The organism is Acetobacter aceti NBRC 14818, assembly GCF_000193495.2.
GTDB lineage: Bacteria > Pseudomonadota > Alphaproteobacteria > Acetobacterales > Acetobacteraceae > Acetobacter > Acetobacter aceti.
Window position 1 is genome coordinate 2,919,711 of the sequence record NZ_AP023410.1, and the last position, 15,290, is coordinate 2,935,000.

Sequence of the window (15,290 nt, forward strand, 5' to 3'; positions counted from 1 at the left end):
GGTCCGGTCTCTGATCCGATGAGTTCACCTGAGCCGCAGAAAGTCGGACTGCTCAGACGGACCGGTGTTGCCCTGCGCGGGATGGGGATGCCGCTTCTCGCAGGCGGTGTCGCTGCTTTCACCTTCCCTCCGCTGCATCTTCTTCCCCTTCTGCCGTTCGCGTTTCTGGTGCTCATGCGGGCGATTGATCGCGCCCCGACCACAAGGCAGGCGGCGCTGGCCGGTTTTGCCTTTGGTTTCGGTCTGCATGCGGTCGGTCTTTACTGGCTCATCAACGCCATTCTGATCCGCGCCAGCGAATTCTGGTGGTTTGTCCCGTTCCCGTCTCTCGGCTGCGCGCTCATTCTCGCGCCTTTCGCAGCGGTTCCGGCGGCGGTTTGTCGCTGCGTTCCGGTAGGATGGCGGCGATGCATGCTCTTCGCGGCGATCTGGACGCTCTGCGACATGGGACGCCAATTCCTGTTCAGCGGCTTCACATGGAATCCGCTCGGCAGTGATTGGGCCATTCATGGGCTTGCAGGCGACATCCTGATCCAGCCCGCCGCATGGATCGGTGTGGATGGAATGACGCTTCTGACCGTGATTCTCGCGCTGACTATGCCGTTGGGACGCCGGTGGGCTGCGGTTGGTGTTCTCACCATCATGCTGTGGGCGGGAAGTGGCGCGCTGCGTTTCTATGGTCTGGCGCATCAGGCGGATGTTGCTGCCGCTGGCCCGACCGCTCCCGTCGTGGCGCTGGTGCAGGGTAATGTGCCGGAACAGGAAAAGATCAGCCGCTCCGACATGCAGCGAGTCTTTGAGCGGTATCTGACACTCACTCAGCGAGGTGTCGCTCAGGCTCTGGAAGAAAGTGGCCGGACACAGGGGGCTGCTCATCCGGTTGTTTATGTCTGGCCGGAAACGGCCTTCCCCGGCGTGCTGGAGGAAGATCCGGAAGCCCGATCGATGATCGTTCGGGCAGCGGAAGGGGCCAACGCGGGAATCGTTGGCACATTGCGGATGGGGCCGGATCAGCACTGGCGCAATTCCGTTGTGGCGCTTGATGAAACGGGAGGAGTCGCGGCGGTCTATGACAAGGCGACCCTTGTGCCGTTCGGCGAATATCAGCCCCGTTTTCTGCCGTTACAGGTAGTCCCCGGCGGCGGCATGACCCCGGGTCCCGGTCCACGAAGCTGGCATCTGCCCGGTTTTGAGGCCGCAGGCCCACTGGTCTGTTACGAGGTGATTTTCTCCGGCCATGTAGCGGATCATCATGACCGTCCGGGCTGGCTGGTAAATGTCACCAACGACGCCTGGTACGGCAACAGCGCCGGTCCCCGGCAGCATCTGGCGGCTGTCAGACTGCGGGCCGTCGAGGAAGGGCTACCCGTGGCTCGTGCCGCCAATACCGGCGTGTCAATCGTCTATGACGCACGAGGGCATGATCTTGGCAGGCTCGAGTGGGGAATCGAAGGCGTGCTGGTTCGCGCCATGCCGCCTGCCTTGTCTCCCACCCTGTTTGCGCAGTTCGGGCAGAAAATTCCCGTCACCCTGTGTCTGCTGGCTGCTCTTGTTGCGCTGTTTCCGTCACGTTCGCGGGTGCGGTGGCGGTCTGACAGTTAATCTAGGTTAACAAATTCATCCTCTGGTTGTATGTTTACCTTCTTCTAACCCTCAGGTGGGGGTGTTCCGGGGGACGAAGTTATGGCGGCAGCAGAAGATGGCGGGACACGGGCCAGTGACCTTGATGCCCACGTGGGAGCCCGCATCCGTCTGCGTCGCACCATGCTGGGGATGTCTCAGGAAAAGCTGGGTGAGGCAATCAGCCTGACGTTCCAGCAGATTCAGAAATATGAACGTGGCACCAATCGGGTCAGCGCCTCGCGTCTGTTCGAGATCGCCAAGGTGCTCGATGTGCCTATCGGATTTTTCTACGACGACATGCCTCTGGCGCCGACGGCGCCTCCGCCGGAGGCTACACAGGCCGCACCCGTGATGGGTTTTGCGGAGGCGCAGCAGGGGTTCGGCGGTCCGCCCATGCCGGGAGCGTCTTCACCGGCTACCGTCGATGCAGCTGTGCTCTCGCGGCGGGAAACGCTTGAACTTGTTCGCGCCTACTATCGTATTCCCGATGCGGGCGTGAGAAAGCGTGTGCTGGACCTGATCCGCTCAATGGCTCCCGCTGACTGAACAGCGCATTAAGCGCATCAGTCCACAGAGATCCTTTCGGTTTTCCCGCTTATGGATGCGGAGGCGGCGGGGGCAGGGGAGCCCAGTGCGTCGGACGGGCGTGGGGAGCCAGACGCCAGCGCCGGTCCTGCACATCCCAGCGGTCCAGCCAGACATAATCACCCCGTCCTTCCATATACAGAAACAGCAGAACGGCGCTTCCATCGCGCGGTACCGAACTGATGGGACGCCAGATGTTGGCGACGAACGCTTCGAGCCCCAGTTGCATTCGTGTGCGGTAATGTGTCTGGGCCTTGGGATCGAGATCGTTCCAGGCCGCTCCGCAATAGGCGTAATAGGCATCCGATGCAGCTTCGAGCTGCTCCCGATCAATCATGCGGGCTGCCCTGGGGCGGGGTGCGGATGTTCCGGAAGGTGCGGGCCTTTTTGCCGGAACATTTGGCGGGGGTGAACGGTTCAAGTGCTGACCATGTCTGAGAATGATGGAACAATAAGGGCGGAGATGGCATGTTAGTTCAAGAGCCGATGTGTCCGATCGCAGATTAATCGCGTTGCAGGAAGACCGGCTGGGGTTTACCAGACATCCATAGCGAAGTTTCCTGTCCCTACCCGGCGGCGCACAGGGACTCTGCACTATAGAATAAATGAGGAGCCACAATGGCAGGCAGCGTGAACAAGGTCATTCTGGTTGGAAATCTCGGGCGTGACCCCGAAATCCGTACCAGCCAGAGCGGGCAGAAGATCGCGTCGCTTTCGGTGGCCACGAGCGACACATGGAACGATCGTGCCTCCGGCGAGCGTCGTGAGCGTACGGAATGGCATCGTGTGGTCGTGTTCAATGACCGGCTGGCGGACGTCGCGGAGCGGTTTCTGAGAAAGGGACGGAAGGTCTATCTCGAAGGCGTTCTGCAGACCCGTAAATGGACCGACCAGTCCGGACAGGAAAAATATACGACCGAAGTCGTGCTGGACCGGTTTCGTGGTGAACTGGTGCTTCTGGATGGTCGCGGCTCCGGCGAGGGCGAAGAGGGCGGTGGCTACGGCGGCGGCTCCGAGGCAGGCGGCTTCGGTGGTGGCGGTTATGGCGGCGGCTCAGGCGGTGGTTCCCGCCGGATTGCAGGCGGTGGCGGTGCGGCTCCGCGTGGCAGTGCTCCGGCTTCCCCCGGCGGCTGGGATGCTCCGGGCGGCAGCGATCTGGACGACGAAATTCCGTTCTGAGTTTCGGGCGATTTTACTGGGGAGAAGCTGATGCTTCCCCCTTTTGAAGAACGGTTCTGGCGCGTTCCGTTATATTGATTGTGTCGCCTGTGATCAGCGGCACAGGTTTTTCTCACTTCATATGACTCATGATGGGTAATGCTACCTGCTTTCAGGCTGGAGCAGTTGACCATCTGACCGGTGTCCGATCAGTCCGTGTCATTCGCGGAGGGTGAGGATTGCTTCCTGTTCCGCACGGCTGGGGAAGAACGCAGTCCCCCCTTTTTTAACATCCACCATCGCAGGATGTTTTGTGTTTGCTCCGGGATGCCCCCGCCGTGCTGCGGCCTTTGCGAGCGTGGCCACAGTTTCTGAGCATCCCCAAGAACCTGATCGCAATATTCATTGTGAAAACATGCAGAAATAAAGTGTCTATATTCCTTTGAATATAGACACTTTATTCACTATCCTGCGGTTTTATGTGGTCATTGTGCCATAGTGATAGTAAAAATTACGCCATGACATAGATCATATTCCTCTTTTGAGGTTCCACGTTCCGATTTATGTATCTATTGAAAAGTGGCGCAGAGTGACACAAATGTCCTGACAGAGCCTCGGGACGGGCGCGTGTCGCTTTCCATGTTGTGAAGGACCGTCGGTTTCCCGGCAGTGAGGGTTGAGAGTGATCAAACGCATACTTACAGGCGTTGCGGGCGTCGGCATTGTCGCCGGAATGGGATTTCTTTGGTACGCTTGGTGGCCAGCCATTCCCAAGATCGCCCCTGTGCAGCCGGGACAGTTTTCAGCGGAAAAGATTGAGCGCGGCCGTATCGTTGCGGCTGAAAGCTACTGCGTTGAATGCCATACCCGTCAGGATAACGGCGGTGGGCCGACGCTTGCCGGTGATTACAAGATGGAGACGCCGTTCGGCGACATCTTCTCTTCCAACATCACGCCGGACCCGGAGACGGGCATCGGCAACTGGTCGGAACCAGCCTTCCGTCGGGCACTTCAGTATGGTGTGTCCCGTGACGGCTCACATCTGCTGCCTGCGTTCGTCTATGACCATTTCACCAAGATGAGCGACGAGGATATCTCGGATCTTTATGCGTGGATCATGACCCGCCCGGCGGTTCACATGACGCGTCGTCCGAATGGTTTCCCGCTTAGCATCTCTCCGCGCATCACGCTCGCCAGCTGGAAGCTGATGTTTTTCACGCCGGGTCGCTACAAGCCTGATCCGAACCATAATGCGGAATGGAATCGCGGCGCGTATCTCGCTGAAGGCGCAGCCCACTGTGGCGCGTGTCATACGCCCCGTAACCTTGCTGGTGCCGAAAAACTGCCCGGTCAGGAATATGACGGTGGCGTGGTTGACGGCTGGATCGCTCCGCCTCTGAACCAGAACAATCCGACGCCTGTCGTCTGGACTGAGGACGAGCTGTATCAGTATCTGCGCAACGGCGTCGCTCCGCTGCATGGACCGGCTGGTGGCCCGATGTCGCCTGTCGCGCATGACTTCCTTGCGACCGTGCCGGAATCGGACGTTCACGCAATCGCCTATTACTTTGCTGACAAGGCCCATGCAGCCGAGCGTGTGTCCGGTGACAAGGCCGCTCTTGAGCACGCCATGGCGGACTCCAAGAAAGACCTCGTCGGGTTCAGCACGGACCCGGATGCGCGTCTGTATCAGGGCGCTTGCGGTGCCTGCCATTACAACGCGGCACCCGCACCGGTTCTTGGACGCCCTGAACTCGCGCTCAACAATGCGCTGTGGCTGAAAGAGCCGACCAACCTTTACCTCGTCATGCTGCGTGGCCTGACGGCGAAGGAAGGTCAGAGCGGCGTCGCAATGCCGAGTTTCTATAATGCGCTCAGCGACAAGGATATGGCGCGTATCGCCGCCTATCTGCGCCGCACACGCACAACCCTGCCACCATGGACGGATCTGGAGAAGAAAGCTGCTGACGCCCGCAAGCTGGTGGAACCACCAGTCAATTCCTCGCACTGAGCCTCGGATGAGCTGGGATCACGGAGCCGTATCATGATCAAATTCAAACTCAATGGCCGTGACGTCTCGCTTGACGTGCCGGAAGACACCCCTCTGCTGTGGGCTCTGCGGGACGATCTCGGGCTGACGGGCACGAAATTCGGCTGTGGCGTCGGCCAGTGCGGTGCCTGCACCGTGCATGTCGGTGGACGCGCGACCCGTTCCTGCGTGACGCCAATTTCCGCCATCGAAGGCGCTGACGTCACCACGATCGAAGGGCTGGACCCGGAAGGTCGCCATCCGCTTCAGGAGGCGTGGCAGGAAATTCAGGTGCCGCAGTGCGGTTACTGCCAGTCGGGACAGATCATGCAGGCGGCCAGTCTGCTGCGCGATTACCCCGATCCGACCGACGAGGATATCGACGGCGTCATGGGCGGCAGTCTCTGCCGCTGCATGACCTATATCCGCATCCGCAAGGCCATCAAGGAAGCTGCTGCCGCCATGAAGTCGGCCAAGACGGAGGGAGATCACTCCAATGGGTAAGCTCGAACGCATTGCCGCCCAGCAGGACCGGGCCGCAGGGCGCGGCCTGTCCCGGCGTGGCTTCCTCTCGGCTGCCGTCGGCAGTTCATTCCTGTTCGGTTTCGCCCGTGAGTCGAAGGCCGCGCAGACCTATCCGCTTGGCGCGCCTCTGCCGCCGCCGGAATTCGAGCCCAATATCTGGTGCTCGATTGCGCCGGACGGTACGATCAACGTCAACATCATCCGCGCGGAGATGGGCCAGCATATCGGCACGGCTCTCGCCCGGATCATCGCTGACGAAATGGAAGCCGACTGGGACAAGGTGAAGATCACCTATGTGGACACGGACCCGAAATGGGGCCTGATGGTCACGGGTGGTTCATGGTCCGTCTGGATGACATGGGATGTGTTCCGTCAGGCCGGTGCGGCCGCCCGGACCATTCTGGTCGAGGAAGGCGCGAAACTGCTGGGGATTCCGGCCTCTTCCTGCCATGCCCGCAATGGTCGTGTGATCGGTGGGTCCTATTCCATCAGCTTCGGTGACATCGTCGCCAAGGCGAAGCCGACACGCAGCTTTACGCCGGACCAGATGAAGGCTCTGCCGCTCAAGCCGGCTTCGGAGCGTCGTCTGATCGGCAAGCCGGTGAAGTCTTTGGATATTCCGTCCAAGACCAACGGCACGGCGATCTACGGCATCGACGCGAAAATCGACGGTATGGTCTATGGCCGTCCGAAGATGCCGCCGACACGCTATGGCTCCAAGGTCGTTTCTGTCGATGACAGCGAAGCAAAGAAGGTTCCAGGTTATATCCGTTACATCACGCTGGAAGATCCCAGTGATACGGTGCCGGGCTGGGTTGTCGTGCTGGCGAAAAGCTATCCGGCCGCCATCCGTGCGACAGATCTGCTGAAAGTCGAGTGGACGCCGGGCAAGACCGCCAATGTCACGGAAAAGCAGATTCAGGATCGCGGACGTGAACTGATTGCGAAGTCCGATGTCGGCACCATGATCTTCAACGACAAGGGCGTCGATGAAGCGTTCAAGGGCGCGAAGCGCGTGCTGGAGCAGGAATATACCTGTGCTTCGGTGATGCACTATCAGCTTGAGCCGATGAACGCGATCGCCCAGCTGAAGGACGGCACATGGGAAGTTCACTGCGGTAACCAGTGGCAGACCCTGTTCCTGCCGGTCATCGCCAAGGCGCTTGGCGTGCCGGAATCCAAGGTGAAGATGGTCAGCTACCTGCTCGGAGGCGGTTTCGGTCGTCGTCTGAACGGTGACTATGCGGTTCCGGCGGCGCTGGCTTCCAAGGCTATCGGCGGCAAGCCGGTCAAGCTGATCCTGACCCGTTCCGATGATATGCAGTTCGACTCCATCCGCTCGCCGTCCGTGCAGAAAGTGCGTGTGGCGCTGGACGAGAAGAACACCATCGTCGGTTTCGAGCATCACGCCACGGCTGGCTGGCCGACGGAAGTGATGGCCGGTCCGTTCATGGAAAAGGGTGTGGACGGCAAGCCGTACGACCAGTTCGCCATTGCGGGTGCGGATAGCTGGTACGATTTCGGCACAATGCGCGTCCGAGCGATCAGTAACGATCTTGCCAAGGAAACCTTCCGTCCAGGCTGGCTGCGTTCGGTGAGTGCGGGCTGGACTCCGTGGGCGCAGGAATGCTTCATCGACGAAGTGGCTCATGCTCTGGGCAAGGATCCGGTCGCCTTCCGTCTGGAACTGCTGAACGGTAATGGTCCGGAAGGACGCAACAAGGGTCAGGCTCCGGATTCCAATGGTGGCGCACTGCGTCAGGCAGCTGTTGTGAAACGGCTGGCCGAGAAGGCTGGCTGGGGCAAGCCGCTCCCGAAAGACACGGCCCTTGGCATGGCGACGACCTTCGGTCAGGAACGCGGCATGCCGACCTGGACCGCCGGTGCGGTGCAGGTGCATGTGGATCGGACAACCGGTGTCGTCACCTGTCAGAAGATCTGGCTGGTGCTGGACGCCGGAACCATCGTCGATCCGGATGGCGCGCTGGCGCAGACGGAAGGCGGGGCGCTCTGGGGTCTCAGTATGGCTCTGTGTGAAGGCAGCGAGATCGTTGACGGCGTCTGCCGTGACCGTAATCTCGACACCTACACGCCGCTGCGTATGCCGGACGTGCCGGAGATGGACATCGAGTTTGTCGAAAGCACGGAAAAGCCGATGGGTCTCGGCGAGCCGGGCGTGACCACCATTGGCGCGGCCATCGGCAACGCCATCTTCAACGCGGTAGGCATCCGCCTGCGTCACATGCCGGTTCGTCCGGAAGACGTTCTGGCGGCGCTGAAGGAAAAAGGCGCGGCCTGATCGCGCTATGAAGGGGAGTGGGGCTTGTTTCTGCTCCCCTTTTTTAATTAAAAGTTTTTGGTGAAGCTTTTTTCAAAAAGCTTCAAACGAGGTCACCTTTTTGAAAAAAGCGGCACCCAAAAACTTCCTTATGTTTACTCAAATTTGAAGAACAGTTTTTCAGGATAGCCCAATCGGGTAGCTGGTTTCTTGTCGGTCTGTACCCGCTTGAAAAACGGCTGTGACCACCACACATTACGGAAGGTTACAGTCGCTCGACGACTGCATTTGAATGAACTGAAAACAGAAGGATATTTATTATATGACCGAACAGGAGACCACGAACCCGTCTTCCTCGGCTGAAAAGCATGAATTCAGCGCTGAAGTCGGGCGTCTTCTCGACCTTGTCGTTCACTCCCTTTATTCCGAACGTGAGATTTTTCTTCGCGAACTGGTGGCCAATGCCGCCGACGCGACCGACCGTCGCCGTTTCGAGGCGCTGACGGACGGTGCCCGCGCGCTCCCAGAAGATGCCAAGATCCGCATTAATCCAGACAAGGACGCCCGCCTGCTGACCATCACCGACGATGGCACCGGCATGACCAAGGAAGAACTGGTCAACAATCTCGGCACCATTGCCCGTTCCGGCACCCGCGCCTTTGGCAAGGAGCTTGAGAGCGCAAAGCCTGAGGACAAGCCGAACCTGATTGGTCAGTTTGGTGTTGGTTTCTATGCCGCTTTCATGGTGGCGGATCGCGTGGAAGTTGTCTCCCGTCGCGCCGGATCAGATGAGGCGTGGAAATGGACCTCGGACGGGAAGGGATCTTACGAGCTTGCCCCTGCGACCCGCGATAAGCCGGGCACGGATATCACGCTGCACATTAAGGAAGATGCTGACGAATTCCTTGATTCGTGGCGTTTGCAGGAAATCATCCGCAAGTGGGCCGACCATATTGCGTGGCCTGTGACCATCGTGAAGGACGGCGAGGAAAGCCCCGCCAACGAAGGCACGGCTCTGTGGCGCAAGCCAAAGAGCGAAGTGACGGAAGAACAGTATAACGAGTTCTACCGTCACGTTTCCCATAACTTCGATACACCGTGGGACACGCTGCACTGGCGCGCGGAAGGCACGATCGAATTCAGCGCGCTGCTGTTCATTCCTGGTTCACGTCCGTTCGAGTTTGGCGATCCAGCTCGCGAGAGCAAGATTCGCCTGCATGTGAAGCGGATGTTCATCACGGACGACGCTGCCCTGGTTCCGGCATGGATGCGCTTCGTCGTCGGCGTGGTGGACACGGAAGACCTGCCGCTGAACGTGTCGCGTGAGATGTTGCAGGCGACGCCGGTTCTGGCCCGTATCCGCAAGGCCGTGACGGGTCGTGTGCTGAACGAGATCAAGAAGCGCTCTTCGGACAATGCCGAGTTCCTGAAATTCTGGGAAAACTTCGGCTCGATCGTGAAGGAAGGCATCTGGGAAGATGCCGAGCACCGCACGGAGCTGGCTGGTCTGGCGCGTTTCCGTTCCAGCGCTGTGAAAGCGGAAGAGGACAAGCCGGAGTCCGGTTGGACGACGCTGGCCGATTATATCAGCCGCATGAAGCCTGAGCAGGACGCGATCTATTACCTGACAGGCGATAATGAGGATGCAGTCGCCAACTCGCCGCAGCTTGAGGGTTTCCGGGCGCGTGGTCTGGAAGTGCTACTGCTGTCCGAGCCGGTCGATTCCTTCTGGCCGGATCGTCTGACCAGTTTCGAAGGCAAGACGCTGAAGAGCGTCACGCAGGGCGCGGCCGATCTGGAGAAGTTCGTTGTCGAAGGCGAAGCCGCAACGGGCGAAGCCGCTGACATGGACATTCTGCTTCCGGCGCTGAAAGAGGCGCTGGGCGCTGAAGTATCCGATGTGCGCGGAACGGATCGTCTGGTCTCCAGCGCCGTCGTGCTGGCGGCGTCCGAGAATGGTCCGGACCTTCAGTTGCAGAAGCTGATGCGTCGTAGCGGTCAGAAGCTGCCGGAGTCGGCTCCGGTTCTGGAGCTGAATCCGCGCAACCCGCTGGTGCTCGAACTGGCGCGCAAGGCGGCTGAGAAAAGCCCGGCTCTGGGTGATCTGGCCCGCGTGCTTCTGGATGTCGCCCGTATTCAGGACGGCGAGAATCCAAAAGATCCGACCGCTTTCGCACAGCGTCTGACCGGTCTGCTGACCGTCGCAGCGAAGGGCGAATAAAGCGACGCCCTTTATTGGGCTATGAAATGGCGGATGGGATCATGTTCCATCCGCCTTTTTTGTTGGGGATCTGTCTCGTCATCCTAAATTAAGCCTGATTGCCGATTGTGTAATGTCTGCACACGTTCCGCCAGAAACGTGTGGGAATGTGGAGCGTTCTGTCTGGCGATACCATCAGTGAGGAACCTGGGCTTGAGTGGTGACGGAACAGACCGGCTGACCGCAGCTTCCGAAAGGGACTTTGTTTCTGCGCTGACGCAGGCGGAGGATGATCTGGATAAAGGTGATATTGGAGCGGTCATTGCTGACTGCGCGCGCGCGTTCGATAAGTGGCCGGATATTCGTTTTCTGCGTCAGACCCTGCTGAAAGCGTGTGAGACGGCCAACGCGCAGGAACGGAAAGCGATCTGCGATCTGCTTCTGCGGACGGAAATGCGTGATGCGGCACAGGATGCGGACATTGCGGCTGCCCTGTTTAATGAAGGCCGATTTGAAGAAGCGCTTCCTCTGCTCCGCGATGTGGTGCATGGCCTGAAGGGCGAGCGTTTTTCTGCCTGGAACTACATCCGCAGTCTCGAAGCGACAGGTCGGTATGACGAGCTGATCGACAGCGCAGATTTTCTGGATGAGCTGGCGGCAGCTCAGGGTGGGCGTATCTCGCTTTACAGCCAGTTAGCCAATGCCCGGCTGGCAAAAACCTTTCAGCGTAAAATTCTTTTGCAGGATCTGGAGAACGCCGGGAAGTCAGAGCTCTGGCTGTCGCCTGATCGGGTCGGGATAATGATTCGGGAAGCCGTGCAGGTCGGTGAGCCGTTCTCACTGGTCAGCATGGGATATGACGAAGCGAAAATCGTCTGTGCGACCAGCCTTCACGCTTCACTCTTGTTGCGTCCGGTTGAAATGACCGAGATGGCGGAAGCGGTGTGGCAGAGAGTGTCCGATACGGCTTTTTCCGATTGCGCACCCAGCACGCAGGCAAGACTGGGCCGGGGATACCGGCAGGGGGCACGAGAGGCTGTGATTCTGTGTCTGCCGTCGTCCGACATCCTGCAGAACGACAGAGAGCATTTTGGTTTCTTTGCTGAGCAGGACCGGGAAGTCCGTGTCGGTCGTTACAAGCCCTGCGCTGGACTCGATGTAATGCCTGCTCTCGCTGCTGCTGATCCGGGCCTGTGTTCCTTGCTGGGTGATCTGCCATTCGCAGGAATCGTTACCACGCATGAGGGACTTGCTTCGCGGATCGCGGAAACATGCCGTCTGGGGACGGCGAATGAGGTGTTCCTGCAGCGGAATGGTCTGGATGAGATGTTGACCCAGATTGATGAAGTCTGGGTGCCATATCCGGGAGCAGTCTTTTTGGTCGCGGCTGGAGCGCTTGGCCCTTATGCCTGCGGCCAGATTGTCGCCAAAGGTGGAATCGCCCTGGATGTCGAGTCCTGCGTGGGGACATGGGCCGCCTGACCGCGTCACAGTCAGGCGGAGCAGTTCGGTTTTTTGCTGCTGTCAGTCGCTCTGCAAAGCTTCGCGTCTTGTTTCCAGTTCCAGCCACAGCTCTTCCGCTGTCGTCAGGTCCCGTTCAGCGGAATCCAGCGCCTCGCTCTGTCGGGCAAAACCTTTAGGGTCTTTGCTGTAAAGATCAGGATCTTCCAGAGCCGTCCGAAGCTTGACGATCTTGGCCTCGATTTCAGCAATTCGTCCCGGCAGTTTGTCCAGTGCAAGCTGATCCTTGTAGGTCAGTTTACGACTGCCGGATTTGGTCGTACTGGCAGCGGGGGCTGGGGATGAAACAGCCGGTTCCGGCGATCCCGCTGCTGCTTCACGCTGGTCCAGCGCCAGGCCGTGGCGCTGCGCCAGCATGTCGCTGTAGCCACCCGCATATTCAGTCCAGTCGCCATCACCGGTCGCAGCAAGAGTCGATGTCGCCACGCGATCAAGAAAATCACGGTCATGGCTGACGAGAAGAACGGTGCCGTCGTAGGACGCCAGCATTTCCTGCAAAAGATCGAGCGTTTCCAGATCGAGATCGTTGGTGGGCTCATCGAGCACGAGCAGATTTGAGGGGCGTGCCAGCGCACAGGCCAGCATCAACCGACCACGCTCTCCGCCGGAAAGCTGCCCGACAGGGGTGCGGGCCTGTTCGGGGCGAAACAGGAAGTCCTTCATATAGCCGATGACGTGGCGCTTTTCGTCACCGACCTGCACCATCTCTCCGCCACCCCCAGTCAGTGTGTCGGCCAGCGTCTGCTGTGGGTTCAGTGCCTTGCGTTGCTGGTCGAGCGTGACCATTGCGACGGAGGGACCAAGCGTCACAGTGCCGCTGTCGGGCTGATCAACCCCGGTTAGCAGACGCAACAGGGTTGTCTTGCCCGCTCCGTTGGCACCGACAACGCCCATCCGGTCACCGCGCAGCAGGCGCAGGTCGAGATTACGCACGATAGGGCGATCGCCCCAGCTTTTGCAGGCCTGCTCTGCGACTGTGACAAGTTTTCCGGAGTTCGAGGCGGTCTGCGCGGTAAGGTTCACCGTGCCCTGTGGACGGACGGCGTCCTTTCGGGCGGTGCGCAGGGCGGCAAGTTCCGCCACACGCCGCACATTGCGCTTGCGACGGGCGGTGACGCCGTAACGCATCCAATCTTCTTCGCGCGCAATCTGACGGTCCAGCTTGTGGGCGTCCCGTTCTTCCTGCTCCAGAACCTCTTCCCGCCATGTTTCGAATCGTTCGAATCCCTGATCGAGACGACGGGTTGTGCCGCGATCGAGCCAGACCACACTGCGAGACAGGGTTTCCAGCAGGCGTCTGTCATGGCTGATGATAACCATGGCGGTGCGGAGGGAGAGCAGTTCCTTTTCCAGCCATTCGATGGTTGGCATGTCGAGATGGTTGGTCGGCTCGTCGAGCAGAAGCACGTCCGGTTCGGCGGCCAGCACGCGAGCAAGCGCGCAGCGTCGGGCCTCTCCGCCGGACAATGTCGCGGGATTATCGGTCGGACTCATGCCGAGCGCATCCAGCATGACACTGGCCCGCCACTCCTGTGACGGATCAGTCAGTCCACCGATGACGTAATCGAGTGCTGTTTCATAGCCGGAGAGATCAGGTTCCTGCGGCAGATAGCGCAGGGTGCATCCGGGCTGGAGGAACCGTGTTCCGGAATCGGGGAGGATTTCGCCTGCCGCAATGCGGAGAAGGGTGGATTTGCCGCAGCCGTTACGACCGACAAGACAGACCCGCTCGCCGGGAGAAACAGAGAATCCTACGCCATCGAGAAGCGGTTTCCCGCCAAGCGTCAGAGTGATGTCCTGCAGGAGAAGAAGGGGAGGAGGTGCCATGAGCGGAAAGTGCGGGGAACTGCCCCGTCATGCAAGATGCTTGAAGAGGCAGTTTCTCCGAAATGGGCGTTAATTGCGGTTCAGGGAAGCGGTACGCCGCCCGTAATGGCCTGATAGGTGGCAATGGCCAGTGTCAGTGGTTCGAATGGTTTTGTAATGACAAAAGCAGGCTCGACCGTGTTTCCGGTCAGCAGGCATTCCGGATAGGCGGTCACGAAGATGACGGGCACCGTCATGCTCTTCATGATTTCAGCCACGGCTTTCATACCGTTGCCGCCCTCACCAAGATTGATGTCAGCCAGAATCAGGCCGGGTTTGGTTTTCTTGGCCAAGGCGATGGCGTCGTTCTGGGTGTGAGCTATGCCTGCGACGGTATGACCACAATGGATGATCAGATCCTCGATACCCATGGCGATGATGGGCTCATCTTCAATGATGAGAATCGATGTCTGGGAGACGGAACGGATCGTCTGATGCGCCTCGGCGATTTCTTTTGCCGCCGTGCTTTCATCAATTGCGAGGATATGAGCCGCCTGGGAGGAGGACAGGCCCTCCAGAGCGGTCAGAAGAAGAAGAAGCCGTTGCGGAAACGACAGCGCATGAGGCCGCTTGTCTTCTTCCTCAAGAACGGCGGCCTTGCGGGAGATCGCCCGATAAAGTTCGAGACGTGCCGAAAGCTTTCCAGGCGCCTGGTTTACCAGGTCGCGCAGGCTTTCCGCGACGAGCAGATCACCGCGGGACTGACTTCCTGTAAGCGCGCGCGCATAACGGCGTGCATACGGAAGCGCGCGGATCAGTTCGCTTCGTTGCGAATCGGGCATCGTGAACATTCCTTCGCGTGAACCGAAGTGACAGGCGGGGTTAGGTTGGCATGGCAAACCACGATCAGAAAAGAGCCTCTGTGACAGATAAGGGGGGGCAACCTGCATTTAGACGTGGGGTTGTCGCTCTTTTGCCAGAATTGCGTGCGTTTGCCCGCTTTCTGACCAAAGACCGCACACGTGCTGATGATCTGGTGCAGGAAGCCGTTGTCCGCGCATTTGCATCGCGTGACCAGTTCTCGGCCGAAACAAATCTGAAAGCGTGGTCGTTCACCATCCTGCGGAATCTTTTCTATGAGCAGGCGCGTCGTTGCAAGCGCGAGCAGGAAATTCTCAGCGAATATAAAGAGCAGCCTCTTCCTTCTGTTGCATCAGAGGGGAAGCATGATGATGTGACCGATCTCAATAAACTGCTGTGGGAGCTTCCCGACGATCAGCGGGAGGCCCTGATGCTCGTGGGAGCTCAGGAGCTTTCCTATGAGGAAGCGGCTGTCATCTGTGGAGTGTCTGCGGGGACGATAAAGTCCCGTGTGTCCCGGGCCCGTTCGTTTCTGGTCAGTCTGAGGGATAGGAGTGAAGGCTGATTCGGTATCAGGGAATCCGGGGGGGAAACTTTGTAGGTATTAATTTTCCTTGGTTTTCTGGGGTTTTTGGTTGGGTTTGGATTTTTGGGTGAGATTTTTTGTGAAAGTGTGTTGACGGTATTTGTTTGTGGGGCTTATA

12 protein-coding genes are annotated in these 15,290 nt (G+C 59.1%); 9 read left to right on the forward strand and 3 right to left on the reverse strand.

What is annotated here, in order from left to right; translation table 11 throughout:
* The first annotated feature begins 18 nt into the window (after nt 1-18).
* A complete protein-coding gene (gene lnt, locus EMQ_RS13405) occupies nt 19-1,602 on the forward strand; it encodes an apolipoprotein N-acyltransferase (protein ID WP_010667174.1) in 1,584 nt (527 codons plus the stop codon).
* Nucleotides 1,603-1,683: 81 nt separating this feature from the next.
* Complete coding sequence (locus tag EMQ_RS13410) at nt 1,684-2,169, forward strand: helix-turn-helix domain-containing protein (protein WP_010667175.1); 486 nt, start codon at nt 1,684-1,686, stop codon at nt 2,167-2,169.
* A gap of 49 nt (nt 2,170-2,218) precedes the next feature.
* Here the strand turns inward: EMQ_RS13410 and EMQ_RS13415 are convergent, their stop codons facing one another.
* Nucleotides 2,219-2,545 (reverse strand): hypothetical protein, encoded by a 327-nt coding sequence (locus EMQ_RS13415; RefSeq protein WP_010667176.1) that lies wholly within the window; start codon nt 2,543-2,545, stop codon nt 2,219-2,221.
* A 281-nt stretch (nt 2,546-2,826) separates the two neighbouring features.
* Here EMQ_RS13415 and ssb point away from each other — a divergent pair, with 281 nt between their 5' ends.
* From ssb to EMQ_RS13445, 6 genes are all read left to right on the forward strand, one after another.
* Nucleotides 2,827-3,387, forward strand: coding sequence for a single-stranded DNA-binding protein (gene ssb, locus EMQ_RS13420; protein WP_018307871.1), 561 nt, complete (start codon nt 2,827-2,829; stop codon nt 3,385-3,387).
* 661 nt (nt 3,388-4,048) lie between these two features.
* Nucleotides 4,049-5,377, forward strand: a complete 1,329-nt coding sequence (locus EMQ_RS13425; RefSeq protein WP_010668396.1) for a c-type cytochrome — start codon at nt 4,049-4,051, stop codon at nt 5,375-5,377.
* A 33-nt stretch (nt 5,378-5,410) separates the two neighbouring features.
* Nucleotides 5,411-5,899, forward strand: a complete 489-nt coding sequence (locus EMQ_RS13430) for a (2Fe-2S)-binding protein (RefSeq protein ID WP_018307870.1) — start codon at nt 5,411-5,413, stop codon at nt 5,897-5,899.
* Nucleotides 5,892-8,219, forward strand: coding sequence for a xanthine dehydrogenase family protein molybdopterin-binding subunit (locus EMQ_RS13435; RefSeq protein WP_018307869.1), 2,328 nt, complete (start codon nt 5,892-5,894; stop codon nt 8,217-8,219). The genes EMQ_RS13430 and EMQ_RS13435 overlap by 8 nt, the downstream gene beginning before the upstream one ends.
* A 301-nt stretch (nt 8,220-8,520) precedes the next feature.
* Nucleotides 8,521-10,419, forward strand: coding sequence for a molecular chaperone HtpG (gene htpG, locus EMQ_RS13440; RefSeq protein ID WP_010666827.1), 1,899 nt, complete (start codon nt 8,521-8,523; stop codon nt 10,417-10,419).
* Between the two features lie 192 nt (nt 10,420-10,611).
* Nucleotides 10,612-11,880: a hypothetical protein gene (locus EMQ_RS13445; RefSeq protein WP_010666828.1), complete on the forward strand. Its 1,269-nt coding sequence runs from the start codon at nt 10,612-10,614 to the stop codon at nt 11,878-11,880.
* A gap of 42 nt (nt 11,881-11,922) precedes the next feature.
* On the opposite strand, the gene EMQ_RS13450 is transcribed toward EMQ_RS13445, so the two are convergent.
* Both EMQ_RS13450 and EMQ_RS13455 read right to left on the reverse strand, forming a co-directional pair.
* Nucleotides 11,923-13,746, reverse strand: a complete 1,824-nt coding sequence (locus EMQ_RS13450; RefSeq protein ID WP_010666829.1) for an ABC-F family ATP-binding cassette domain-containing protein — start codon at nt 13,744-13,746, stop codon at nt 11,923-11,925.
* 80 nt (nt 13,747-13,826) lie between these two features.
* On the reverse strand, nt 13,827-14,567 hold the full coding sequence (locus EMQ_RS13455) for a PhyR family response regulator anti-anti-sigma factor (RefSeq protein ID WP_010666830.1): 741 nt from the start codon (nt 14,565-14,567) through the stop codon (nt 13,827-13,829).
* A gap of 80 nt (nt 14,568-14,647) precedes the next feature.
* On the opposite strand from EMQ_RS13455, the gene EMQ_RS13460 reads away from it, so the two are divergent.
* Nucleotides 14,648-15,151 carry a sigma-70 family RNA polymerase sigma factor gene (locus tag EMQ_RS13460; protein ID WP_269208687.1) on the forward strand — a complete coding sequence of 168 codons (504 nt, stop codon included), beginning with the start codon at nt 14,648-14,650 and terminating at the stop codon, nt 15,149-15,151.
* The last annotated feature ends 139 nt before the right edge of the window (nt 15,152-15,290 follow it).

Excerpts from the sequence above, each read along its gene's own strand:
- lnt (WP_010667174.1), top strand. The coding sequence starts at position 19 with ATGAGTTCACCTGAGCCGCAGAAAGTCGGACTGCTCAGACGGACCGGT.
- EMQ_RS13410 (WP_010667175.1), top strand. The coding sequence starts at position 1,684 with ATGGCGGCAGCAGAAGATGGCGGGACACGGGCCAGTGACCTTGATGCC.
- EMQ_RS13415 (WP_010667176.1), bottom strand. The coding sequence starts at position 2,545 with ATGATTGATCGGGAGCAGCTCGAAGCTGCATCGGATGCCTATTACGCC.
- ssb (WP_018307871.1), top strand. The coding sequence starts at position 2,827 with ATGGCAGGCAGCGTGAACAAGGTCATTCTGGTTGGAAATCTCGGGCGT.
- EMQ_RS13430 (WP_018307870.1), top strand. The coding sequence starts at position 5,411 with ATGATCAAATTCAAACTCAATGGCCGTGACGTCTCGCTTGACGTGCCG.
- EMQ_RS13435 (WP_018307869.1), top strand. The coding sequence starts at position 5,892 with ATGGGTAAGCTCGAACGCATTGCCGCCCAGCAGGACCGGGCCGCAGGG.
- htpG (WP_010666827.1), top strand. The coding sequence starts at position 8,521 with ATGACCGAACAGGAGACCACGAACCCGTCTTCCTCGGCTGAAAAGCAT.
- EMQ_RS13450 (WP_010666829.1), bottom strand. The coding sequence starts at position 13,746 with ATGGCACCTCCTCCCCTTCTTCTCCTGCAGGACATCACTCTGACGCTT.
- EMQ_RS13455 (WP_010666830.1), bottom strand. The coding sequence starts at position 14,567 with ATGCCCGATTCGCAACGAAGCGAACTGATCCGCGCGCTTCCGTATGCA.